Annotated in this window: 23 protein-coding genes; 20 read left to right on the forward strand and 3 right to left on the reverse strand. The window is 37.1% G+C overall.

The window, feature by feature from the left end; all coding sequences use genetic code 11:
* The first annotated feature begins 43 nt into the window (after positions 1-43).
* On the forward strand, positions 44-1,432 hold the full coding sequence (locus tag LB888_RS07730) for a PLP-dependent aminotransferase family protein (RefSeq protein ID WP_318752491.1): 1,389 nt from the start codon (positions 44-46) through the stop codon (positions 1,430-1,432).
* Positions 1,433-1,622: 190 nt separating this feature from the next.
* Positions 1,623-1,904, forward strand: coding sequence for a hypothetical protein (locus LB888_RS07735; RefSeq protein ID WP_318752492.1), 282 nt, complete (start codon positions 1,623-1,625; stop codon positions 1,902-1,904).
* Between the two features lie 241 nt (positions 1,905-2,145).
* Here LB888_RS07735 and LB888_RS07740 read toward each other — a convergent pair whose 3' ends face one another.
* Positions 2,146-2,421: a hypothetical protein gene (locus LB888_RS07740; RefSeq protein ID WP_318752493.1), complete on the reverse strand. Its 276-nt coding sequence runs from the start codon at positions 2,419-2,421 to the stop codon at positions 2,146-2,148.
* A 154-nt stretch (positions 2,422-2,575) separates the two neighbouring features.
* Between LB888_RS07740 and folD the strand changes: the two genes are divergently transcribed.
* The 8 genes from folD (at position 2,576) to recX (ending at position 10,509) form a co-directional block, all read left to right on the forward strand.
* Positions 2,576-3,445 (forward strand): bifunctional methylenetetrahydrofolate dehydrogenase/methenyltetrahydrofolate cyclohydrolase FolD, encoded by an 870-nt coding sequence (gene folD, locus LB888_RS07745; RefSeq protein WP_078754905.1) that lies wholly within the window; start codon positions 2,576-2,578, stop codon positions 3,443-3,445.
* A 15-nt stretch (positions 3,446-3,460) separates the two neighbouring features.
* Complete coding sequence (xseA, locus tag LB888_RS07750; protein ID WP_318752494.1) at positions 3,461-4,810, forward strand: exodeoxyribonuclease VII large subunit; 1,350 nt, start codon at positions 3,461-3,463, stop codon at positions 4,808-4,810.
* Positions 4,811-5,050, forward strand: coding sequence for an exodeoxyribonuclease VII small subunit (gene xseB / locus LB888_RS07755; RefSeq protein ID WP_066124527.1), 240 nt, complete (start codon positions 4,811-4,813; stop codon positions 5,048-5,050).
* Between the two features lie 665 nt (positions 5,051-5,715).
* Positions 5,716-6,603 (forward strand): farnesyl diphosphate synthase, encoded by an 888-nt coding sequence (locus LB888_RS07760; RefSeq protein WP_318752495.1) that lies wholly within the window; start codon positions 5,716-5,718, stop codon positions 6,601-6,603.
* A gap of 1 nt (position 6,604) precedes the next feature.
* A complete protein-coding gene (locus LB888_RS07765; RefSeq protein WP_071407645.1) occupies positions 6,605-7,417 on the forward strand; it encodes a TlyA family RNA methyltransferase in 813 nt (270 codons plus the stop codon).
* A gap of 12 nt (positions 7,418-7,429) precedes the next feature.
* Positions 7,430-8,020 (forward strand): AAA family ATPase, encoded by a 591-nt coding sequence (locus LB888_RS07770; RefSeq protein ID WP_318752496.1) that lies wholly within the window; start codon positions 7,430-7,432, stop codon positions 8,018-8,020.
* Between the two features lie 8 nt (positions 8,021-8,028).
* A complete protein-coding gene (locus LB888_RS07775; protein WP_318752497.1) occupies positions 8,029-9,171 on the forward strand; it encodes a hypothetical protein in 1,143 nt (380 codons plus the stop codon).
* A 489-nt stretch (positions 9,172-9,660) separates the two neighbouring features.
* Positions 9,661-10,509, forward strand: coding sequence for a recombination regulator RecX (gene recX, locus LB888_RS07780; RefSeq protein WP_318752498.1), 849 nt, complete (start codon positions 9,661-9,663; stop codon positions 10,507-10,509).
* Positions 10,510-10,664: 155 nt separating this feature from the next.
* On the opposite strand, the gene LB888_RS07785 is transcribed toward recX, so the two are convergent.
* Complete coding sequence (locus LB888_RS07785) at positions 10,665-11,918, reverse strand: IS110 family transposase (protein ID WP_318752279.1); 1,254 nt, start codon at positions 11,916-11,918, stop codon at positions 10,665-10,667.
* Between the two features lie 603 nt (positions 11,919-12,521).
* On the opposite strand from LB888_RS07785, the gene mutY reads away from it, so the two are divergent.
* The 3 genes from mutY to LB888_RS07800 are packed head-to-tail and all read left to right on the forward strand — an operon-like array spanning position 12,522 to position 17,138.
* Positions 12,522-13,673, forward strand: a complete 1,152-nt coding sequence (mutY, locus tag LB888_RS07790; protein ID WP_318752499.1) for an A/G-specific adenine glycosylase — start codon at positions 12,522-12,524, stop codon at positions 13,671-13,673.
* Positions 13,670-15,397 (forward strand): ABC transporter ATP-binding protein, encoded by a 1,728-nt coding sequence (locus LB888_RS07795; protein WP_318752500.1) that lies wholly within the window; start codon positions 13,670-13,672, stop codon positions 15,395-15,397. Before mutY ends, LB888_RS07795 begins: the two co-directional genes overlap by 4 nt.
* The gene (locus LB888_RS07800) at positions 15,390-17,138 is read left to right on the forward strand and encodes an ABC transporter ATP-binding protein (protein ID WP_318752501.1); all 1,749 of its coding nucleotides are present in this window, start codon (positions 15,390-15,392) and stop codon (positions 17,136-17,138) included. The genes LB888_RS07795 and LB888_RS07800 overlap by 8 nt, the downstream gene beginning before the upstream one ends.
* Before the next feature lie 138 nt (positions 17,139-17,276).
* On the opposite strand, the gene LB888_RS07805 is transcribed toward LB888_RS07800, so the two are convergent.
* Positions 17,277-18,794: a pyruvate kinase gene (locus LB888_RS07805; RefSeq protein ID WP_318752502.1), complete on the reverse strand. Its 1,518-nt coding sequence runs from the start codon at positions 18,792-18,794 to the stop codon at positions 17,277-17,279.
* 569 nt (positions 18,795-19,363) lie between these two features.
* Here LB888_RS07805 and LB888_RS07810 point away from each other — a divergent pair.
* The 7 genes from LB888_RS07810 to LB888_RS07840 all read left to right on the forward strand — a co-directional run bounded on the left by LB888_RS07810 (position 19,364) and on the right by LB888_RS07840 (position 25,428).
* A complete protein-coding gene (locus LB888_RS07810) occupies positions 19,364-19,678 on the forward strand; it encodes a rhodanese-like domain-containing protein (RefSeq protein ID WP_318752503.1) in 315 nt (104 codons plus the stop codon).
* Positions 19,679-21,337: an FAD-dependent oxidoreductase gene (locus LB888_RS07815; protein WP_318752504.1), complete on the forward strand. Its 1,659-nt coding sequence runs from the start codon at positions 19,679-19,681 to the stop codon at positions 21,335-21,337.
* A complete protein-coding gene (locus LB888_RS07820; protein WP_318752505.1) occupies positions 21,330-21,632 on the forward strand; it encodes a rhodanese-like domain-containing protein in 303 nt (100 codons plus the stop codon). The genes LB888_RS07815 and LB888_RS07820 overlap by 8 nt, the downstream gene beginning before the upstream one ends.
* A complete protein-coding gene (locus LB888_RS07825) occupies positions 21,625-21,885 on the forward strand; it encodes a metal-sensitive transcriptional regulator (RefSeq protein WP_200803023.1) in 261 nt (86 codons plus the stop codon). The genes LB888_RS07820 and LB888_RS07825 overlap by 8 nt, the downstream gene beginning before the upstream one ends.
* Before the next feature lie 310 nt (positions 21,886-22,195).
* Positions 22,196-22,747 (forward strand): DUF402 domain-containing protein, encoded by a 552-nt coding sequence (locus tag LB888_RS07830; RefSeq protein WP_066125266.1) that lies wholly within the window; start codon positions 22,196-22,198, stop codon positions 22,745-22,747.
* A 172-nt stretch (positions 22,748-22,919) separates the two neighbouring features.
* The gene (locus tag LB888_RS07835) at positions 22,920-24,314 is read left to right on the forward strand and encodes a L,D-transpeptidase family protein (RefSeq protein ID WP_318752506.1); all 1,395 of its coding nucleotides are present in this window, start codon (positions 22,920-22,922) and stop codon (positions 24,312-24,314) included.
* A gap of 601 nt (positions 24,315-24,915) precedes the next feature.
* Positions 24,916-25,428 (forward strand): HD domain-containing protein, encoded by a 513-nt coding sequence (locus LB888_RS07840; protein WP_276647286.1) that lies wholly within the window; start codon positions 24,916-24,918, stop codon positions 25,426-25,428.
* Positions 25,429-25,470 lie beyond the last annotated feature (42 nt).

Below are 25,470 nucleotides of genomic sequence, written 5' to 3' on the forward strand. Positions count from 1 at the left end.
TAGTTTTTTGGTGTATAATGGATAAGACGAGAGGAGGAAAAGCATGTTTACCGTGAACTTTAATGAAGACCAACACCTGTATTTACAAATAGTCGATGAAGTCATCCGGCAAATTGCCCAAGGACATTTAAAAAGTGGTGACCAACTTCCTTCACGGCGAGCCTTGGCAGATCATTTAAAAGTCAGCCTCAATACGGTCATAAACGCTTATGACCAACTGACGGATGAAGGCTATATTGTGCCGAGGGAAAGATCTGGTTATTATGTGGATTTACTAGAAATTGATATGTTGCCCTCTGAGGAAATTGAGACAAAGCCCCTAAAACATGAGGATTCTATCATAAGTAAAGCCAGCCAATATACTTATGATTTTCACTTTGCCAATCGTGATATGGCTACTTTAAATTCAAAAAAATTATTGCAGTATGCACCCGAAGCGCTAGCCAAAAGCGTGGTTAATTGTAATTTAAAAGATGACTTAGGTGCTCTCTCTTTACGCTTGGCTATTGCTAATTATTTACGTAAATACCGGGGAGTGTTGACGTCACCTGACAATATCATCATTACAGGGGGTCATACGGCTAGCTTACGGACTCTATTTGCCTTATTAGAAGATGGAATTTATGCCTTAGAAGATCCTGGCTATTATAAAAATTTAGATCTCTTTACAGATTATCACCAAAAGACTATTCGAATTCCGATTGATAAATATGGTTTCTCCGTTAAAGATTTGGAGACTACCTCCGCTAACATCGTGATTACTACTCCCAACCACCAGTTTCCCACTGGCATTATCATGGGAATGCGTCGACGTCAGCGTTTATTAAAATGGGCCTATCAGGCAGAAAATCGTTATATTATTGAAAATGATTACTATAATGAGTTCCGACTTAAGGGGCGTCCTGTTCCTGCTTTGACCAGTCTGGACGACCAAGAGCGAGTCATTTTATTAGGGGCTTTTCGTCAAAGTATGGGGTCAATTTTTAAGATGTCTTATTTAGTTTTACCCGATCAATTAATGAAAAAATTCCATCAAGTTAAATTAAAAACCAATGATATTTCCAGCTTTGAGCAATATTTAATGACTGATTTTCTTAATTCTGCTTATTTTCCTAAATATATTAATAGCCTGCGAACTAATTACCGTCGTAAGGAAAAAGCAGTGCTAGCAGCACTTACCCAAACCCAATTACCCCTAACCATTAAGGAAGCAGGGGCTGGACTTTTCTTTATTATTAACTTTGAGGGTGAGATTCCACAGACTGACGTGATTCAAGCTAGGCTAGCTGAAAATAAGATTCGCTTACAACCAGTCAACCACTACGCTAAATTAAAGAACCAGTTCGACAAAAGTTATATTTTAGGTTATGGTGGGCTAGAGCTTGATGAAATTGAACAAGCTATTCAAGCTTTAGTCACTATTTTTAAATAAGATAAAGTCCTTATAATTGTGAAAAAGCAAAACGTCATTTAAAGTTTTTTACTGTATAATATTTTTAAATAAAAAGTATTATTAAAAATTGTTGAAAAATATTGCATTCCCATTAAATTTTACGGTTGTTTTTAATTTTATTATCATGTAGAATATAATTAAATAAAAGTTATCTTGTATAGGAGGAAAAATGAAACTGATATTAACATTTAAGAAAGAATCAGACGAACTGAAAAGAATTGTAGTTCCAATGATTACTATTATTACTGCTTTAAGAAACGCCATTGATACTGATTCGGACATGGTAGAAAATCCCGCTATTTTTGAAGATGATAAAATAATCATGGAGATGTTTTGGGGAAATAAAGTTTCAGAAGAACAAGAAAATAATTTTAAAAACAGAACATTAAATGCATTACGCTTTATTTTTTCAGAGGCTGGAATAGAAAATTATGAAATTAAATGGTTTTAGAAAAATATAACATTTCTACATAACCTAGTTTTATTTATTTTTCCAGAAGATGTGTGAATTAATAATTCAACTTCAGCTTTATACCTTCATTGAATCGTAATTAATAAAGCTAATACTTTTTAATAGTTAATGAACAATCATTAAAAACTCGTACTTTGTTTTGCAATAAAAGCAGGCATAAGGTACGAGTTTTTTGAAATAGAGTCAGACTTTTGGTAGGCGATGAAATAATGATTGTTATTTAATCGTTCGGCCATTCAACCGTATAATAACCTTCTTCTTCACATAGGGTTAAAGGCATATTGGTGCGATAAAGTGAACCATTTTTATCTTGTTCTAAATACATCACAAAATCTTTAGGATAAATTGATAGTAATTTAGAATAGAGATTATCTTGGTCAATAATGATGGTTTTGATTTCTTGATCGGTGTGGAACCAATCGGTTTTCAAATGGAAAAAAGCACCCGGTGAGACAAATGTTTCATATTTAAGGATTGAAATGATTGACTGCTTCATAAAAAAACTTCCTTTCACTATTAGTATGTATATTATATCACAAACTAACCAGTAGATTAAGCGCTTTATTAAAAATGACCACTTAGAAAAATGAAAAATTACCCTATATCGTGTATAATATGACTTAATGATTATAAAAAAAGAGGTGCTTTATTTGACCAAATTACTAAGCGGAACTAAACGTTCAAAAGAATTGTTAACCATCTTCCAAGAAAAAACGCAAAAATTAAAAGATCATCATCAAGTGACGCCAAAATTGGTAGTAATAACGGTTGGTGAAGACCCAGCTAGCCAAGTTTACGTCGGCCAAAAGGAAAAGAAAGCTCATCAAATCGGCTTTGATTTTGAATGGGTAAAATTCCCTGAGACGGTACCAGAAACCGAATTAATCGCTAAGATTGATGAATTAAATGCCGACTCAAAAGTGAATGGGATGATTGTTCAATTACCTTTGCCTCAACATTTAGATGAACGTAAGATGATTGAGCGCATTAGCCCAGACAAAGATGTCGATGGTTTCCATCCCTATAATTTAGGAAAATTAATCGCCAATCAAGCGACAGTGATTCCGTGCACGCCTAAAGGAATTTTGAATTTATTAAAAGCCCATGATATTACTTTGTCAGGGAAAAATGTTGTTATCATTGGCCGCAGCTTAATCGTTGGTTTACCATTACAAATGCTTCTAACACATGAGAATGCTACCGTTACTGTTTGTCATACTAAAACGAGAGATTTAAAAGCACATACTAAGCAAGCAGATATTATCGTCGTGGCAGCCGGTAAACCGGGTCTCTTAACGAAGGAACATATTCAACCAGGTGCTGTTGTCATTGACGTCGGGATTAATCGTTTACCAGATGGCCGTTTAGCGGGAGATGTTGCTTTTGAAGAAGTTGAAGATATGGTCAGTGCCATTACGCCCGTTCCAGGTGGTGTGGGACCGATGACGGTTGCGATGTTAATGGAACAAACATTGGAGTGTGCTTGTCGTCAACATGATATTGATTATCAAACGCTTTAGAAAGTAGGTGTTCTTTTGAACGAAAAATATTTAACGGTCAAAGCCCTCACTCAATATTTAAAACGAAAGTTTGATGTTGATCCTCACTTACAAAAAGTTTTTGTTGTGGGAGAAGTATCAAATTTTAGGATGCGACCGAATGCCCATCAATATTTTAGTTTAAAGGACGATGGTGCCGTTATTAATGCAGTCATGTTCAAACATGCCTTTAATAAACTTCCGTTCAAACTAGAAGAAGGAATGAAAGTCCTTGCGGTCGGGCGAGTCGGTTTATATGAAAAAAGTGGCCAATATCAAATCACTATTGAAAACTTGCAGCCTGATGGGGTAGGAGCACTTTACCAAGCTCTAGAACAGCTGAAAGAGAAATTTAGAAAAGAAGGTTTATTTGATGTTTTAAATCGACCCATTGAAAAATTTCCTAAGAAAATTGCGGTCATTACGAGTCCAAGCGGAGCGGTCATTCGCGATATTTTAACAACGATCAAACGGCGCTATCCGATTGTTCAAGTAACGGTCTTTCCAACCAGGGTACAAGGACAAGAAGCAGCCGGTGAAATCGCGTCAGCCTTTGATAAAGTCAAAAACTTAGCCAGTGAGTTTGATACGGTGATTCTTGCGCGTGGTGGAGGCTCAATTGAAGATTTATGGCCGTTTAACGAAGAAGTTGTAGCAAAAGCCATATTAGACTGTCCGATACCGGTCATTTCATCTATCGGTCATGAAACAGATACGACGATTGCTGATTTAGTAGCTGATTTAAGAGCACCCACTCCAACAGCAGCTGCGGAAATGTCAGTGCCCGTTATGACTGATATCTTAGCCTATTTAAATGGTCAATCCGAACGATTAATCTATGCCATTAATGCCCAATTTAAGCAAAAGCAAAAGCGTTTATCAAATGTCCAGCAATCTTATATTTTGACCCAACCAGAAAGGTTATATCAAGCTTACACTCAACAACTGGATAATTTAACAACGGCTTTATGGCAACATCAACAAAAATATTTGCAAAAGCAACGACATCAAGTAGAGTTAGCGAGTCAAAAATTAGGATCGGCTTCGCCAGCCAATCGCATCAATCAGCAAAGTCAATTGGTAGAGCGGATGACTGAACGTATGGCTTATTCGATGCAACTCTTATTAAATAAAAAAGAACATCAGTTTAAGCAAGGAGTCGTTCAACTCGAAGCCTATAGTCCCTTAAATATTTTAGCTAGAGGCTATTCGGTTGTGTCTAAAGATGGAAATGTCGTTAAATCAGTCGCGAGTCTTGAGCAGCAAGATGATGTTGAAATACGACTATTGGATGGCAAGATTAATGCAACCGTTAATTCTATTGAAAAACTTAAAGGAGATAAATAAATGGCAACTAAAAAAACAGCAAAGCAACCAGAAAATTTTGAAGCCGCATTAACACAATTAGAACAAATTGTGCAACAATTAGAACGTGGTGAATTACCCTTAGAAGAAGCTTTGGCATCTTTTAAAGAAGGAATTGAATTGAGTCAATATTGTCAAAAAACATTGACTGAAGCAGAACAAACCGTCGCTAAAATGATGACACCACAAGGTGAAGTGAATTTAGACGCAGAAGAAATATAATTTCCCAGAAGCTAGGCAAAAAGCACATCGTTTTTTTGCTTAGCTATTTTTTATAAAGAAATAGCATAAGACCAGGGAAAGATTAATTATAAATAGGGTTAGTTTTCTTATACATTGGAGAGGTGATCAAGACGAAGCGAAAATGATTCGTATTTCTACTCTGCTTCAAGCCCAACTGTGCGGGGAGGGCAAACGAAGCGAAAGTCTTTTGATTATCTACATTTGGCCCACTCCGACTGTGCGAGGGTGGCAAACAAAGTGAAAAAAACCATTTTCTACTTCTTGTCCACTCATTTCAAAGAACGTTATTAAATAACAAAGCATCATTTTAGTAACAATTTTCGATAATGGCTGTTGAATATTATGGTATCGAAAAAAGAGACTAGTTAGGTTTTGTAAGATATAAATTTTAATCAAGGAGTAACTTCCAATATTAAAACAAAAACATTTTTAATGCCTTCGATTTTTATATACTGATTGTGTGAGAACACTAGTGGATTATGTTATAATATCACTAGCTTTGACAGATATTTACAGTCAAATTTAGCAGGATAACCGAAAGCATCATGTTTGTAAGTTTGTAAAAGATAACAATCGATTTTTAACAAGGAGGATTTTAGCTTTATTAACGTACCTAATGTATAAGGCTAAAGATAAAGAATACAATGGAAATATTAAAATTAAAGACCATTACAGAGTTTTTTGAAAAAGGATTAGAACAACATATACGTTATAAAACGACACCGATAGAGTTAATGGAACCAATGACCTATTCATTATTAAATGGCGGCAAAAGAGTACGTCCCGTCATGTTATTATGGGTCTTAGCGATTCAATCAATGGATGCGGTAAAGGCAGGTCTCAACACTGCCAATGCTTTAGAAGCCATTCATACCTATTCGCTCATCCATGATGATTTACCAGCGATGGATAATGATGACTATCGCCGTGGTATGTTGACTAATCACAAAAAATTTGATGAAGCGACCGCTATTTTAGCTGGGGACGCTTTATTAACCGATGCCTTTGGCATGATTGCTGATGATGACCAATTGAAGCCTGAGCAAAAAGTAAAATTAATCAGTTTATTAAGTCAAGCGGCTGGTTCTGTTGGTATGGTGGCAGGACAAGTGTTTGACATTCAAGCAGAAAATAAAACGATCACTCATGAACAACTAGCGAATATTCATTTTTTAAAAACGGGTAAACTTTTTTTATTTGCAGTGCAAGCGGCAGCTATTATTGCCAATCTAACTGCTTCAGAACGTCAATTATTAGAAACATTTGCCACTCATTTTGGACGAGCTTTCCAAATTCATAATGATATTATGGATGAAATTGGCACGCCAACTGAAACGGGTAAAAAAACCCAAGCTGATAGTGAATTACATAAAGCTACTTATCCGGCTTTACTGACTTTAGAGGGAGCAAAAGAGGCTTTGAATTCTGATTTAGAAAAGGCTCGCTCAGCATTGAACGAGCTAACTGAAACTACTGGAAAACCATACGACAGTCTTGAGGTTTTCTTACAATTTGTGACATTGGAGCAATAAAATGAAAAAAGAAAGAATAGATAAACTAGTTGTCCAAGCAGGTCTAACCGAGTCTAGAGAACAAGCGCGTCGTTTAATTATGGCGGGACAAATTTACGACCAAAATAATCAACGCTACGACAAGCCCGGTGAAAAAATACCGGTAGACTCAGAACTTCATATTAAAGGGAAAATTATGCCTTATGTCAGTCGAGGCGGCTTAAAATTAGAAAAGGCCATTAAGGTATTTGACATCGATATGGCCGGTCACCGGCTATTAGATATTGGTGCTTCTACTGGTGGTTTCACTGATGCTGCGTTACAATTCGGCGCTGAAATGAGTTATGCTCTCGATGTTGGCTACAATCAACTCGCTTATTCATTGAGAGTCGATCCACGAGTGGAAGTCATGGAACGTCAAAACTTTCGCTATTCTACACCAGCCGATTTTACTAGGGGAGAGCCTACTATCGCCAGCATTGATGTTTCGTTTATTTCCTTAAGACTAATTTTGCCACCACTGATTGATATTCTAGCGCAAGATGGTTATGTATTAACCTTAATTAAACCTCAGTTTGAAGCTGGACGTGAGAGAGTTGGAAAAAATGGTATTGTTAAAGACCAACAAACGCATATTGATGTGGTCACCGAAGTATTACAATTTGCTAGTTCAATTGGATATACAGTTGAAGATTTAACTTTTTCACCGATTACCGGTGGTGAAGGAAATATTGAGTTTTTAGCTAAATTAAAAAATGCCAAACAATTAAATAATCAAAGTTGGCAACAGATTAAGATTGAAGAAGTAGTCAAACAAGCACATGAAACATTTTAATTGAGGTGTACTATGCTACAAAGTTTAACCATTGAGTCTTTTGCGATAATTGATCAAGTAACGATTGATTTTTCACAAGGAATGACCGTTTTATCAGGAGAAACTGGTGCCGGAAAATCCATTATTATTGATGCTTTAGGCATCTTATGTGGTGGACGTGGATCAAATGAATTCATTCGACAAGATAGTGAAAAGTTGGTGGTCGAAGGGTTATTCTCTTTTAATGAGCAACCAACTGCGCTTATTCATTTATTAGAAGAGCTTTCAATTGATACGGAACATTTACTTGAAGATGGATTAATTATTCGCCGTGAAATTAACAATCAAGGTAAAAATTTAATACGGGTGAATGGTCAATTATTAAATGTCACTGCCCTTAAAAGAATCGGTAGTCATTTAGTTGACATACACGGTCAAAATGAACACCAAGCCTTATTAGATAATACGCAACATTTAAGTTTAGTCGATCAATTAGGCGATCAACGATTTATTCAATTAAAAGAAAAATATCAAACCGCGTACGAACAGTATGCTGCGATTCGTCGCCAATGGTTTAAGAGTCAAAAAAATGAACAAGAGCAAATGCAACGCTTGAGTTTTTAGAGTTCCAAGTGAATGAGATTGAGGCAGCGCATTTAGTCAAAGAAGAATATGAACAATTAGAGGCCATTAGTGCCAAATTGCAAAATGCGACAAAGATAACCCACGCGATGGAATCGATTAATTATTTAATGTCAGATAGTGACAGTAGTATTTTGGGAAATTTAAGTGAAGTGATTGATGAATTGAATCAAATTAAAGATTTTGATGATCAATACCCGGCGATTTTAGACCAAGTCAAATCCATTCGAATTGATTTACAAGAAATAGCGCATCAAGTGGCGATGAGTAATGACGGTTTTGATACGGGGGATCAATCGATTGATGAGGTCGAAGCCCGTTTAAATGAGTTAGGCCAATTGAAACGTAAGTATGGCATGGAAATTGACGAGATTTTGGATTATTATGATCAAATTTCTGAAGAAATTTACCAAGTTCGAAATCGCGAAGCTTACTTAAAAGATTTAGCTTTAAAATTTAATACAGCTTATCAAGAGGCCTTAACACTAGCACAACAATTAACTGCCGAACGTCAAAAATTGGCCAAAGGGTTAGTTACGGCGATTGAACATGAACTGGCAGATTTGTATATGCCTCATAGTCGCTTTGAAGTAAGATTTAATACTTTAGCAACCGAACAAATTGAATTAGATGAGTTAGGAACGGTAGAGTGGATTAATTTATCAATTGAAGGGCAAGACGAGGCAGAGTTTTATGCGATGACCAACGTCGGTGAAGCAAGCAAACCACTCGTTAAAGTAGCCAGTGGTGGCGAACTCTCACGTTTTATGCTAGCTTTAAAAGCTGTATTTAGTCGCCAATTAAGTGAACATACGATGGTCTTTGATGAGATTGATACCGGTGTATCGGGACGGGTAGCACAAGCGATTGCTGAAAAAATTGCCCAAATTGCCTTTCATAATCAAGTGCTTTGTATTACCCACTTGGCACAGGTAGCGGCCATTGCCCATGAACAATTATATATTCAAAAACAAGTCGCCAATAATCGGACCTCAACGGTCGTCAATACTTTAACGATTAATGAGCGCCGCGAAATCTTAGCACAAATGATGTCCGGAAAGACCATTACGGACTCATCATTACAAATGGCGGATGATTTATTAACTGAAATGGCTCGTTTTAAAAATAAATAAGTAAAAATTGATAAACTACAGTTAGTAAGTGCTTGTTAAAGACAAGCGTAGTGTTGAGTATTGTCAGGTAAAAATTAAAAAAATCATTTGGGTTCCATCTATTTATTTTAGTGCGTAGTGTTGAGTGAGACTGGGCAAAAACAGGCTAACTTCAGTCAAGTAATTGTTAGATAATTAAAAGTGTAGTGGTTGATTGGCATCAAACTACGTCTTAAAGACAGGTTTGAAAGTGAACAGACAAAGCGAAAATTATTTCATCTTCTACTTCTGGTACACTCCCAACTGTGCGAGGATAGGCAGACGAAGCGAAAATCATTCGTTTTATTCCATTTCCTTAAAAACTGCTTTTATAGTGGAAGACAAAGTAAAATAGCTAATTTCTGCTTCTTGCCCCAAAACCACATCTAATGTGGCTGCTCAGTCTAATAGTCATTGTTAATCAAGATTAATTAAATTTTACTAGAAAAACAATTAAAGGAGGTGGCTTCAATGAAAATCACGAGAATTGAAAAGCAAAAGAAAAATAGCGAACGCTACTCACTTTATGTGGATGATGAATTTTGGATGGGAGTCAATGAAGCCGTCCTAGTGAAATTTGCTTTGTTTAAAGCACAAACGGTCACTGCCAAAGATTTAAATGAAATTGCTGAAGCCGAATATCAACATTCGATTTATAATCAAGCGATTAAATATTTAGCCCATGGCTTGAAGACGGTAAAAGAAACGCGTGATTATTTAACAAAATATTTAGCCGATCGCCATAAGGAACAAGAGGAGCAACCGCATCCTAATGAAGCATTATATATTGAACAAGCGATTGAGAAATTGACGGAACAAAAATACTTAAATGACTTATTTTATAGTCAATCATATGTGCGCACGCATGCTAATTTAAATCAAAAAGGGCCAGCATTATTAAGGCGTGAATTGCAGCAAAAAGGGGTCGCAGTGCATTTAATTGATGAGGCGATGCAAGAATATCCTGCTGAGTTAGCAGTGGAAAATGCTCAAGCACTCGCTGACAAATATGCGCGGATTAAAAAGCAATATCCACCCAAAAAACTGATTGAAAAGACGCGACAAATGTTGAATAATAAAGGCTATGATCATGATTTGATTCAACAAGTGATGCATGAAGTGGATTTATCAGCTAGCGCAGAACGGCAAGATGATTTATTAGCCAAAGAGGCTGAAAAGCAATTACGTAAATGGCGCCGCAAACATTCAGGGTTTCAATTAAAGCAAAAAATGACTGAAAGTATGATGCGCAAGGGCTTTGATTATGACTTAATTAAAACGTGGATGGCTGAAAATGAAGAAGCATTTATTGAAGAATAAAGTTAAGTCTAGTGGTAATAAGTCAAGAGAAAAATAAATTATTTTAGACTCGGCTTTTGATCATTTAGATGTTTAAGGGCGCACTAAATAAACACTCGTGAAATCGCGTTTTTTTCACGAACTTTATTAATAATTAGCTCTATTTTGTTCGTCTTTTATCTATGCAACACCTCCGGTGGCGTATAGAGTTGGTGATTGCGTAGTAGCACATCCACCAGACGCACTAATTTTCTTGCGGTTAAGACGAGGGCACGTTTGTGCTGATGTTTAGGTACTTCTTGGAATTTCTTATGATAGAACTGGGCATATTCAGGTAAATAACGTTTAACAGAGTTGGCAGCTTCAACTAGGTAATAACGCAAGAACCGATTGCCCCGATGAATCATCGGTGTGTTTTGGGACGAACGTTTTCCCGACTGATTTTCCTTCCAGGATAACCCGGCATACTTGGCGATTTTTGCTTGAGAATCAAAGCGTTCAATCTGTCCGATTTCAGCGATGATTCCAGCAGCATAGACCGGACCAATACCAGGAATAGAAGTTAAGCACTGATATTCTGGTAGGGTTTGAACAATATCTTCAATCCCTTTGTCGAGCTCTTTGATTGCTTTTTCAAGTGATCGAATCTCACGGACTAAGACAGCCAGCACGATATCAATGGATTGGGCATGGACCTTAGAGAGACGATAACTAGAACGAATGGCTTTTTGGATTGTTTTAGCTAAGTCTTCGGGTGCTTTGAAGCGTCCCCGTCCTAGTTTTTGAATTAATTGCCCAAGTTCTTCTAAAGGCATATTAGCCAGGTCATCCAGTGAATAGTCTTCGGTCATGAGTGAGATGACGGTAGCACTGAGGGCAGTCGTGGAATGCCCATCTTCCTTAAGATTCATCGAAAGCGTATTACATTTATAGTAAAGATTTTCTAGGAAGTGTTGCTTGACTGTGGTGAGTTGCTTGATTAATTGATAGCGAGACCGTGTAAGGTGCTGTAAGGCGATGTATTGGTCTTCCTTTAAGAAAGAGAGATTAAACCTTTGGATTCGCAAGTAATCAGCAATATAGAACGCATCTAAAGCATCGTTTTTATTTTCGGAGAAAACTTCACGATATTTCTTGATTTTGCTTGGTTCTTCAATTGTGACTACCACATTCAGCTCACTCAGCTCCGGGTCTTCTTTGAAGAAGTAACCGGGATGAAAGCTATAAGCTGATGTGGATTCCATGCCGATGACGATTCGATCAAAGTGATAGTCCTGATAAGCTTGAAGAATCCATTCTTTCAGTTCAGTGGCACCGTCGTGATCATTTTTAAAAGAACGTTCTAACAAAACAGAAAATTGTTCATCATCCGTTAAACAACAGACATCTAGCTTAGCTAGACTAACATCTAAACCGACATATAAGTTCATGTGAGGGACCTCCTTTCGATAATATTTGGAAATTGCTTGGTTACTGTGGGATATCCCAGGATACCATTGCCTATAACAGCCTCGCTTAATAGAATACTTATCACGCTGATTCAAGCTGCCACTCGCCTACTAGCGGGTGTGAACCAGGGTGGAAACAGCTAGTGTGTTGGTTGTGACATCAATGGTCTGGGTTACAGACTTAAGAAGTAGACAAAGCCACAGGAGTGAACAGCATATTCCCGTAAGTCCCTTTCCAAGACTTATTATCCTACAATATCTCACAGTAACCAAGCAATATAAAGGGACAATTGAACATTTTATGAATTGAAATGAGGCTGAGCTAGCGCGCTTCGCTTGCTTGCCATTGTCATCCTGTTCGATTTCTTCGAAATCGTCCAGTCTAACAACGGATAGCCCCTTATTTATGACAGAATGTTCGGTAAATCAAGAGAAACAGAGACGATCAGAAGGGTGTGAAATGACCTTCTAAATATATATTACGAGTGAGTGTTTAAAATGAGAAGCTAAGCTACTTTAAAAAGAGGATATGATAACTCGACAGACACTCACTTTGATTTTTTGAACAAGAGAAAGGAGCGTTTTGTGACTCAAGTTTTAGCAAAATATGGATGGGATGATCAAAAAGTTAAAGGATTTCGGGCAGCGCTCTTAGATTGGTATGATCAAAACAAACGTGATTTACCATGGAGACGCACTCGTAATCCTTATTATATTTGGATTAGTGAAATTATGTTACAGCAGACACAAGTAACAACTGTTATTCCTTATTTTGAGCGATTTATTAAGGCATTACCAACAATTGAGGCATTAGCTAATGTTGATGAGCAGGAATTATTGTTATTATGGCAAGGTCTAGGGTATTATTCTCGTGCGCGTAATTTAAAAGTGGCCGCCCAACAAATAATGGAACATCATCAAGGTCAGATGCCTCAAACGTTGCCGGAATTATTAAAATTAAAAGGAATAGGCCCCTATACCGCAGCAGCAATTGGGAGTATGGCATTTGACTTAGTTGAACCAGCGATCGATGGCAATTTATTACGTGTTACCGCGCGGATGTTTGAATTGGATGCTGATATTTCAAAACCAAGTTCAAGAAAGATTTTTGCGGAAATTTTATATGAATTAATTGATCCAGAGCGTCCCGGAGATTTTAATCAAGCGATGATGGATTTAGGGGCAACGGTGATGACACCGACCAATTATTATCCAAAGGACAGTCCTATTAAGGCTTATGATCAATCGTATATTAACGAAACAGCTGCGCTATATCCGGTCAAGAAAAAGAAAATCAAAAATACTAAACATCAAATGTTGGCGTATCGTATTCAAGACCTAAAAGGCTCAGTGTTGTACCGTCAACATACAGCTGATGAACTCTTAACAGGGTTATGGCATTATCCAATTTTTGAGTATGATATTGTCTTAGATAGTGCGACTGAAGATGAATTGTTAACGCCCTTAGAGGATTATTTTGAACAATTAGGATTAGGGGCGCTCAAGTTAAAGCTGATGATGAACCCGATCCAAATGATTGTTGCTTTGCCGAAAGTGAAGCATGTTTTCTCACATCGGACCTGGAACTTACAAGTGGTGCCGGTTCAATTAGAAGATGATTTACAGGCTCTAATAGCAGGTAGTCAGGGACTCACAACGACTGCTAGTGATCAAGAACATCCTATTTCAACTTTACAGCAGAAACTTCAAGCAAGATGGGAAGGGGTGAATCAATGAAACAACTATTACAATATTTTAACGGCTATCAAAAAGAAAGTATTTTAGGTCCTGTATTTAAACTATGTGAAGCATTATTAGAATTAACCGTCCCGATGATTGTCGCTCGCGTTATTGATGAGGCGATTCCTTCAGGAGAGACCTCGCAAGTATTAAGATACATATTCTTAATGATTGTGGTAGGCTTAGTAGGGTTTATTTTAGCTATCACCGCTCAATACTATTCAGCAAAAGCGGCGGTTGGATTTACTCGCCAGCTTAACAATGAGCTTTTTAAGAAAATTATGGCATTACCGCAAGCGGAAGTGGATAAAAATTCACCGGCAAGTTTAGTTAACCGCATGACTTCCGATACTTTCCAAATGCAAACGGGCGTCAACATCTTTTTTAGGCTATTTTTACGTTCTCCCTTTATTGTTATTGGGTCTTTAGTAATGGCGATGCAAATTGAAAGCCGCGTGGCTTTAATTTTTACTACAATGATTATCCTATTATTTGTAGTGGTCGGAGGTATCTTAAAATTAACGAGTCCGATGTTTACCAATGTGAGAAAACGCCTGGATCATCTAGTACAATTGACTCGACAACAAGTAAAAGGGATGCGCGTCATTCGTGCATTTAGACAAGAAGCAAGAGAAATCGAAGAATTTAAGAGTACTAACCAACACTTAAATCATGAACAATTAAAAGCGACGAATTGGAGTGTTCTAACCAATCCTTTGACCTATGTGATTGTCAATATTTGCTTGGTACTGATTATTTGGCAAGGCAGTCAGTGGGTGAATGTCGGTAGCTTAACGCAAGGTGGCTTAGTGGCACTCGTGAATTATCTATTACAAATTTTAGTAGAATTAATCAAATTAACCATGGTTATTAGCACCATGAATAAAGCAATGACCAGTGCCAAACGAGTCGTGGAAGTCTTTAATTTAGAAGATGAAGCCAAAACATTTGAACAAAATGCCGTTACAAATCCGCAATCATTGTACGAATTTAATCAAGTGCAATTTTATTATCCCAATACCCAAGCCCCAGCTTTAGAACAGTTGAATTTTACAATTAATAAAGGCGACTTTTTTGGTATTATTGGGAGTACCGGTTCAGGAAAATCAACCTTAATTGAATTATTGACTAAAAATTATGACCCAACCGCTGGACAAATTAGCGTCAATTCACAGCTATTAAAGACCGATACCCGCAGTGAATTACGGGAATCGATTGCTTTAGTTCCTCAATTGGCGACATTGTTTAAGGGTACCGTACGCAGTAATTTATTATTAGCTAATCCGGATGCAAGCGAAGAAGCGATGTGGCAGGCATTAAAAGTTGCCCAGGCAGATGGCTTTATTAAAGAGAAAAATGGTCTCGATACAAAAGTAGAAGCCTTCGGACGTAATTTTTCTGGTGGTCAACGTCAACGTCTGACATTAGCACGGGCTTTAGTTAAAGAAGCAGAAATCTATATTTTTGATGATTCAACTTCTGCGTTGGATTATTTAACAGAAGCTAATTTCCAAAAAGCAGTACAAGAACATTTTGCCGATAAGACGATTATTATGATTTCACAACGGACCCATAGTGTTTTAAAAGCCAATCAAATTCTGGTGTTGAATGAGGGGAAACAAATTGGACTCGGAACGCATGCTCAATTATTAGTGGGGTGTCCGATTTATCGAGAAATTGATCAATCGCAAAAAGTAGCGGAGGTGAAGGAAGATGAATAAAAATAATACTTCAACCTTTAAACGATTACTAGGTTTATTTACCGTCTATCGTTGGGAATTAATGATGGTGTTATTAATGACCGTCTTACAAGTTGCTTTTTCAATTTTAATCCCGATATTATTAGGACGTGCGGTTAATATGATTGTAGGTCCAGGACAAGTACAATTTGAACCATTAAAAGTAATATTATTCCAAATGGCTACCGTGATTATTGGGAATACCATCATCCAGTGGCTAGCTCCATTGTTGTATAATCGACTAGTTTATACTACGACAACAGCATTACGACAACAAGTGTTAGAAAAATTGCACCATCTTCCTTTAGCTTATGTGGATCGATTGTCGACAGGAGACTTAGTGAGTCGTGTCGTAACCGATGTAGAACAATTGAATGACGGTATTTTAATGGTCTTTAATCAGTTTTTTGTAGGGGTTCTAACGATTGTCGTCACTATTATTACCATGGGCAGTCTTGATTGGCGAATGATGTTAATGGTGGTTGCCTTAACCCCATTGTCATTGATTTTAGCGCGGTTTATTGCGGGAAAAAGTTATCGCTTGTTCAGAAAGCAAACGGAATCTCGTGGTGAACAAACACAGATGATCGAAGAAAGTATTCAACAAATTGAAATTTTACGTGTATTTAATGCACAACCCGAAACCAATGAACGCTTTAAACAGCTCAATCAACAATATGCCGATCACTCACAATCAGCAATTTTTTATTCATCGATTACCAACCCGGCGACACGCTTTATCAATGCAACGATCTATGCATTGTTAACCCTTGTAGGAGCCACTCGTATTATTAAAGGTAATTTTACCGTCGGTGAGTTAACGACCTTTTTAAATTATGTTAATCAATACACTAAACCGTTTAATGATATTTCGAGTGTCTTAGCTGAAATTCAAGGTGCTTTTGCTTGTGCTGAACGCTTATTTGAAATTTTAGACCAATCTAGTGAAGTAGAAACGGGTACTCAACAATTAAATGCCGATTCAGTTGAAGGACATGTGGACTTTCAACAAGTCGACTTTAGTTATGTGCCAGATCGTCCGTTAATTGAAGATTTGAATTTAGCAGTAAAAGCTGGTCAAAGAGTAGCAATCGTCGGACCAACCGGAGCAGGTAAATCGACCTTGATTAATTTATTAATGCGATTTTACGGCGTGAATCAAGGGCACATTTTATTAGATGGAACGCCTATCATGGATTATAGTCGTCAATCTTATCGTGAAAACTTTGGGATGGTGTTACAAGAAACTTGGCTTAAATCGGCCACTGTTCATGATAATATCGCCTTTGGTTATCCGAATGCCACGCGTGAGTTAGTAGTAGAAGCAGCAAAAGCAGCCCATGCGGATCATTTTATTCAACAATTACCACAGGGGTATGACACCTATTTGGATAATGGTGGCGATGCTTTATCAATCGGACAACAACAATTATTATCGATTGCTCGCTTATTTGTTAGAGTTCCGCAATTGTTAATCTTGGATGAAGCGACATCGTCAATTGATACGCGAACGGAAATTCTTATTCAAAGTGCCTTTGAACAATTAATGCAAGGACGTACTAGCTTTATCATTGCCCACCGATTATCGACCATTCAAACAGCGGACTTAATCTTAGTGATGCAAAATGGCCAAATAGTGGAACAAGGTAATCATCAAAGTCTTATGAAGCAACAAGGATTATACTATGAAATGCAACAAACAAGAAATGTGGAAGAGGCATAACATAAATAGATTCTAAGCAAAACGCTTGGTAAGTTTAGTTAATTTGATATCATTGCCTTTAGATACATAACATAGACATATTCTAAATAAAACTCCCCCAATGAACTGAAAGTTTTCACTGGGAGAGTTTTTTTGCGGTTATTCATCTAACGTATATTGGCCTGCTTGTTTAGCAATGTTCAAGGCTCTTAATTGAGGCGTTTTCTTAAATTGATTAATCTCTACTTTTTTCAATATCTTCGCTAATAATTTAATAGCAGGAACAATATAATCACCTTTATTTAACATCACACATTCACTACGAGCACCTTCCACCACGTCAGTCAATTCTGCACGAGCTGGAATACCATTGTCAACGAGGTTAGCGAGTACTTCAGTTGCCCAAACCACCGGAACAGAAGCAGCTTCACAAATCCACATGATTTCTTGCTGTAATTCTGCTAAGCGCACATATCCTGCTTCGACAGCCAAATCGCCACGAGCAATCATGATCGCCGTAGGGTTTTTACTGGCAGCCGTCATAATAATTTCGACAATATTTTCAACGGCTTGGCTGTTTTCAATTTTAACCATTAATTGCATTTGATTCGCTTTATCGCCAAGTAGTTCTTTTAATTTAGCTTGAATCTCTTCAACATCTTTTTTACTGCGAATAAAAGAAAGATTAATAATATCGGCCCATTTCGCTGCAAAGGCTATATCTTGCTCATCTTTTTGATCGATAATATCGATATTTAGTAATGTATCTGGGAAGTTAATGCCTTTTTGAGCTTTAATACGACCAGAACCACCTTTTACTTGGTCAATTTTTAATACAGCCCCATGTTCTTGAACTTCAATGACATGAGCTCTAAAAGCTCCGTCATCAAAAAATACCCGTTCGCCCTCTTTTACCTGTTCGTAAACACAAGGGAAGGGACAACCTAAATATACGACAAAGTCTGAATTGGCTTCAATATGTTTAATATCTGACAGTAACTTAACATGGTCTCCTACTTTGACTTTATTCTTTTTAAAATAAGAAAATACCCAATCGACCCTTAATTTGGGACCCGCAATATCCATTTGAATCTTAACTGTTTTATTGAGCTTTTTGCTGCGTTCACGAACTAATTCAATCATTTGTTGCCAGATTTCTGGGTTATCATGAGAACAGTTAATGCGGGCCACATTCATCCCAGCCAGTAGCATTTCATCGATTAGCTTAACATCAGTAGCCGCTTCAGTCGGTAAAGTAACCATAATACGGGTTCGATAGTCATCCGGGGCAGGTCCGAAAATTTTGTCGGCTTCTTGATCGAGTAGTTGGATACCTTGATTGAATTGCTCGACTGTTGGATAGTCATGACTGGTCTCAAGGCCAGATAAATTAGCTAGACTAGCTCTTAAAGCTTGCAACGTTACAATCGTTTTAGCTTCCGAACGACCAATGGACGATAAACCTAAGGGAATTAATTTTTGTTGTAAAGGCCTTAAATCTTTTTGTCGTAAAGCAAGATAGGCGGCTAAGTTTTTAGCAGGTTCGATAAATTCTTGACGTTCAATTTTATCTTGCCAACGGTCATAAAAATGTCGACCATTCGTTAAAACATATTGATATAATTTGTCTACATCGTGATAAATCTGTTGTAGCATTTCTCTTGAATTTTTTACCATAATATCCCTCTTTTCTCATTGATTGATTTAATAATTTATTGATCCTTGTCTCTCTCTAATCATATCAGAATGTGACAACAATAGTCATGGTAAGCACTTACAATGTTTTTGGATTATACGATTAATCGGGATGAAGGATTGTATCAAAGTTAGGGGCGGCAGACAATCAGAGCTTAGCTAATCTAAAAGGGGAAGAGGCTGGTCGTAATTTTTAAAATTCTGTTAAGCCATACCTATTTCATGAAAAGCGCTGTGGTTTAGTGGCCTCAAACTTCGTCTTTAAGGGAGTGGGCAAGAAGTAGAAAATTAAATAATTTTCGCTTCGTCTGCCCACCCCCGCACAGTTGAGTAGGTCTCAAACAAGTCGTTAAGACGCAGTTTGAGACCACTCAACCACTGCGCTTTTAATTAACTAACAATAATCTTAATTAAATTTATCAAGTTTATGCCCAGCCTCTAAATAATAACTATCAAATGAATTTTTATAATTGACAGAAGTAAAATAATATAGTTTAATTATACCCATAGGGGTATATAAAATTAAGAATCAGATTACAAGGAGGTAGCTTATGTGGTTTTTTGGACCCAGAGTAGAAGCAATTAAAGCTGATGAAATCAACAATCAGCTATTAAAAAAGTATCAATTATTGGATGTGCGGACACCAGCAGAATTTAAAAGTGGACATATAAGAGGTGCACTCAATCATCCTTTAGCGCAAATACAATTATTTCAAGGCAGTAAAGACAAGCCTATTTTAGTGATTTGCCAAAGTGGTATGAGAAGTCGTCAAGCAGCCAAAGCTTTATTGAAAAAAGGATATCAAGTGAAAAATGTTAGTGGTGGAATGAATGCCTGGAATGGGCCAATAAAAGGAGGAAAATAAATGAAAAAGATTTTGATTGTTGGTGGTGTCGCAGGTGGAATGTCAGCGGCGACTCGATTACGTCGATTAATGGAAGATGCAGAAATTATTGTGTTTGATAAGGGACCTTATGTGTCATTTGCTAACTGTGGATTACCCTACCACGTATCTGGCGAAATTGCTGAGCGACAAAGATTAATCGTTCAATCACCAGAAGCTTTACGCGCTCGCTTTGATTTAGATGTTAGACCGAATACGGAAGTACTATCGATTGACCCGCAAACGAAAACGGTGACAGTCCAAAGTGAAGGGCAAGAATCAACTGAACAATATGATGTGCTGATCTTATCACCAGGAGCCAAGCCATTTGTCCCGCCGATAATTGGATTGGAGGCAGCTAATAACACCCATGTTTTACGAAGTATTCCTGACTTAGATGGCATCATGGCGAACTTGAATGATGATGGAGTTAAACAAGCAACGGTAATTGGTGCTGGTTTTATTGGCATTGAAATGGCAGAAAACTTAGCAAAATTAGGTTTAGCAGTTACAATAGTTGAAAAAGCCCCGCATGTTTTACCGCCATTAGATGAAGAAATGGCTCAACATATCTTGTTAGAACTAGAAAAAAATAATATTAAAGTTATTACTAATCAATCAGTAGTTGAATTTAAAGAGCAAGGTCATACCTTAGTATTGGAAGATGGCACTACCTTAAATTCCGATTTAAATATTTTATCGGTCGGTGTGCAACCGGAAAATAGCTTAGCCAAAGAAGCGGGAATTGAATTAGGTTTGCGTGGAGGGATTGTTGTCGATGACCAATACCGTACGAATGTACCCGATATCTATGCAGTCGGAGATGCCATTGTGGTGAAACAACAAATTACCGGTCAAGATGCTTTGATTTCGTTAGCATCCCCAGCTAACCGTCAAGGACGTCAAGTGGCTGATATTATTGCTGGTTTAGAAAGTAGCAATAAAGGCAGTATTGGAACAGCGATTGTGCGCGTATTTGAAATGGCCGCTGCTTCAACTGGATTAAATGAACGTACAGCTAAATTAGCTGGTTTAAACCCATCAGTGGTCCATATTAGTGGTAAGAGTCATGCTAGTTATTTCCCTGGTGCTGAAGATATTCATTTAAAATTAGTCTTTAATCGCCAAACCGGTGAAATTTATGGCGCACAAGCTGTCGGTAAAGATGGTGTTGACAAGCGAATTGATATTATAGCAACGGCCATTAAAGGTGGCTTAACGATTTTTGATTTGCCAGAATTAGAATTTACTTACGCACCACCATTTGGTTCAGCGAAAGACCCCGTTAATATGGCAGGTTATGCGGCTTCTAACTTAGCAACGGGTGTGACGGACTCAATTCAATGGTATGAATTAAACGATGAATTGGCTAAAGGCAAAGTATTGTTAGATGTACGTAATGATGGGGAATTACAAAGCAATGGTCGTTTTAAAGATGCGATTCATATTCCACTTGATCAATTACGCGAGCGATTAGAAGAATTGGATAAGAACCAACCGTATGTTATCACTTGTCATAGTGGCTTACGTAGCTATATTGGTGAGCGTATTTTAAAACAACATGGATTTACGGTAGAGAACCTAGACGGAGCATTCTCACTGTATCATTTAATGAAACCGGAGGATATTGTACATGTATAATAGCAAAATGATAGCTGAGTTTGAACAAGATTTAAAAAATGATGATTTGACCGTACTTGATGTTCGGGAATTGGATGAGTATAATAATGGACATATTAACAATGCCCTCCACCTACCTTTGAGTGAAATAAGTGAGTTGGTCAAGGACTTAGATTCATCGAAACATTATCATGTTATTTGTCATTCTGGTGGACGCTCAGCTATGGCGTGTGAATTTTTAAGTGCACAAGGGTTTGATGTGACCAATGTGATGGGTGGAATGTCGGCATGGAAAGGTGAGGTTGCGTATGACTAGTTGCGATAAATCGATCTTAAATCGTTTAAAAAGAACTGAAGGTCAATTAAGAGGAATTCAAAAAATGATTGAAGAAGAACAGGATTGTATAGATGTCATTACCCAATTAAGTGCAGTTCGTTCAAGTGTTGATCGCATAATGGGCATTATTGTGGCACAAAATTTACGTGATTGCTTAGAAAATCCTGAAGCTGAACCGGAAGTACAAAATGCCAAAATTAATCAAGCAATTCAAATGATTATTAAAAAATAAACAAAATATGCTGGGCAATAATCCAGGGGGTAGACGAAGTTAAAGTTTTCAATTTTCAACTTCTGAACCACTCCAACTGTGTGAGGGTGGGAGCCCATAGCGAAAATCAATCAAATTTCTACTTCTGGCCCATTCTATTTATACAGCTCATTTTTTGCTTTCTGATTGGAAATATAATTTAACGAATATTTCGCTTGATTTGTGAAAATGATTTGTATTTATGTACCTATTTAATGACAAGTGTGTTACAATATTAAAGATGGAAGATGACCTTGGTCATCTTGATTACAAACAGAAGGTAGGATGAGTGATGAAGCAACCAAAGGAGGGTGAATTCATCACTATTAAGAGTTATAAACATGATGGCTCATTACATCGTACTTGGCGTGATACAATGGTTTTAAAAACTAGTGATCAGTCGATTATCGGTTGTAATGACCATACGTTGGTAACTGAATCTGATGGTCGCAGATGGGTAACTCGTGAAGCAGCGTTACTTTATTATCACAAACATTTTTGGTTTAATATTGTAGCGATGATTCGCAAACGCGGTGTTACTTATTATTGTAATTTGGCTTCTCCTTATTTAATAGATCAAGAAGCCTTGAAATACATCGATTACGATTTAGATATCAAAGTGTTTCCAGATGGCGAAAAGCGATTATTAGATCTTGATGAATACGAAATTCATGGACGAAAATATCATTATCCAGATGAAATTGATCGTATTTTAAAATATAATATCCAAGAGCTAGTACGATGGATTGAAGAAGAGAAAGGACCGTTCTCACCGGAATTCATTGAAATCTGGTATGAACGTTATATCCAATTAACCCATCGTAAGAGAGGGAAATTTAACTAAAATAGTATGAATTCACTGTTTGTTATCACCGCGAATAGCGGTGTTTTTTTATATTCAAAAGTATGTTAAAATATAGGAATATAAGCTAGAACATAGGCATTCTAATTGCTCATTTTATTAGAGTTACCTATAATTAATGAGAGAGAATAGACAGAGGTGAGGGAGTATGCAGTTGTCAAAGTTTAATCGCAAGCAATTAGGTTTTGGGATTGCTGGCGGAGTAATTCTTTTATTATTATTGATTTATGGAATCGGTGTCTTATATTATCAAGGGCATTATTTACCAAGTACTACAGTAGCTGGACAATCGATTAGTAATCAATCAATTGAATCAGCAAAGACTAAAATTCAGAGTGAACTAGAAAATAAAACCATATTATTTAGTGAAAAAGAACAACCCATTGGGACTGTGGCCTTGAAAGATTTAGGCGTAACCAGTCATTTCGATGAACAATTAACCCAATTAATGGCCGAACAAAATGCTACTGATTGGCCATTAGCATTACTTAAACTGAAGCGGTCAGAACTTCAAGTGACTCCAGAAACCGTTCGATTTGATGAGGCGATCATTACGGATTTAATTTATAGCTTAGGGGTCAATAATGAAGAAAGAACACCTGCTGAAGATGCCTATATTTTAGATGATGACAATGTCTTTTCAATTAATCCAGAAGTGTACGGTAATCAAATTAATAACGAAAGTATGACTCAAACATTGTTCTTAGCTCTTAATCATAATCAATTAGAAGTCGATTTGAAAGATGCCTATATCCAACCTAAAATTAAAAAAGAAGACCCAACATTGAATGATAATCTGAAGAAAATTGCTTTAATGGAATCAAGTCAAATAACCTTAACTTTCGATGGTAATGAAGTTACCATACCAAAAGAGAATATTGCGAGTTGGATTTATATTGATGAAGAAGGTGCACCGCAAGTCGATCGAGCGTTAGTTGAAGACTATGTACGTGAATTAAATTATCAATATGCCGGTCTTTTTCAGCCTCGTCAATTTATGAGTACTTATCAAGGAGAGGTTACAATCCAACCAGGAACCTATGGGTGGTATATTGACCGTCATACCGAGCCTGACAATATCATTGCTGATATTCATGAGGGAGCGACCATTACTCGTGAACCTGTTATCGGTGGCGATGGCTATGGTATGGGGGATAGTGTCGGTAATTCTTATGTTGAAGTCGATATTTTAAATCAAACCATGTTTATTTACTTAGACGGTGTTCTGGTATTGCAAACACCAGTGGTAACTGGAAAAACAGGGACCAATACTATACCGGGAGCCTATCGGGTATGGAATATGGAGTCACCTTCGGTATTGCGAGGCTATAATCCACATACAGATGTTGATTATGAACAACCGGTTCAATATTGGATTGCCTTTGACGATCAAGCCCAAGGAATTCACGATGCTAGTTGGCAAGAAACTTTTGGTGGACAAGCCTATTTAAATTCGGGATCTCTAGGATGTGTTAACACACCACCAAGTGTGATGGGACAAGTCTTTGAATTAGTATACTACGGCATGCCAGTCATTATTTTTTATTAGAGAAAATCGGTCTATTTATATCACTGATGGAGTGAGCGGGAAGGGGAGTGGGCAAGAAGTAGAAAATCAAATGATTTTCGCTTTGTCTGTCCACCCCCGCACAGTTGGGAGTAGACCAGAAGTAGAAAATCGAATGATTTTCGCTTCGTCGGCCTACCCCCGCACAGTTGAGTAGGCCTCAAACAAGTCGAAAGACGCAGTTGAGACCACTCAACCACTGCGCTTTGAATTAAATAGATATGCCTGAAAAGAATTTAAAAAGTTTTGCACAGCCTTACGTATTCGCTTACTCATTGTTATTTTGCAAAGCGAATACGTAAGGCTGTTGTCGTAGTCAAAGGCAACGCGAATATTCTTTTTTATTTTTCAAGATAGCCTTCCGGTTTTTCTGCAAGATCAGCGGAAATGATTGTTTTCATTTTTCAAGATTATTTCCAATAGATGTTTGCGTTTTCATAAAAAACTTATGAAACCAACTGTTATAATGGTAATAAAATTCATATAAAATTTACATATTTAACTAAATTTACATCTTATTTTCAACAAAAATGCAAATGTTTTTGTTATAATGATTATGAATTAATCAACAAGGAGTGTTTAAATGGCTTTGGATTGGCAAAATGATGTAGAATATATGGCGTTGATTGAAGATTTAATTGAATTAGAAGAGGTACAATGCCTAAAGAATTACGTTCATCATTTAGTGACAGACCGTTTATCGCATTCTTTATCGGTATCGTATCGTAGTTATCGTTGGGCAAAACGTTTTAATCTTAATGCACGTGCCATTGCGCGTGCAGGTTTACTCCATGATTTGTTCTACTATGATAGTGCAGATAAACATCAAGTAGGGGGTAAGGGGCACAATTGGGAACACCCACGAATTGCCTTACAAAACGCTTTAAAAATTACTGAGATATCAGATCTTGAACAAGATATTATCGTTAAACATATGTTTGGTGCAACTAGAGAGTTGCCTAAATACCCAGAAAGTTATATTGTCACACTCATGGACAAACAAGCCGCCATCTTTGAGTTGGGTGCAGGCTTTTATCATTTCTGTTTAGATCAATCGGCTAGACAGAGTAAAAAATTAGTGAGTTTTCTATTATAATCAACGGATTCTACCAAATTATATATATAAAAAGACTGAAGA

This window comes from Globicatella sp. PHS-GS-PNBC-21-1553 (assembly GCF_033564055.1).
In the GTDB taxonomy this organism is placed as follows: domain Bacteria; phylum Bacillota; class Bacilli; order Lactobacillales; family Aerococcaceae; genus Globicatella; species Globicatella sulfidifaciens.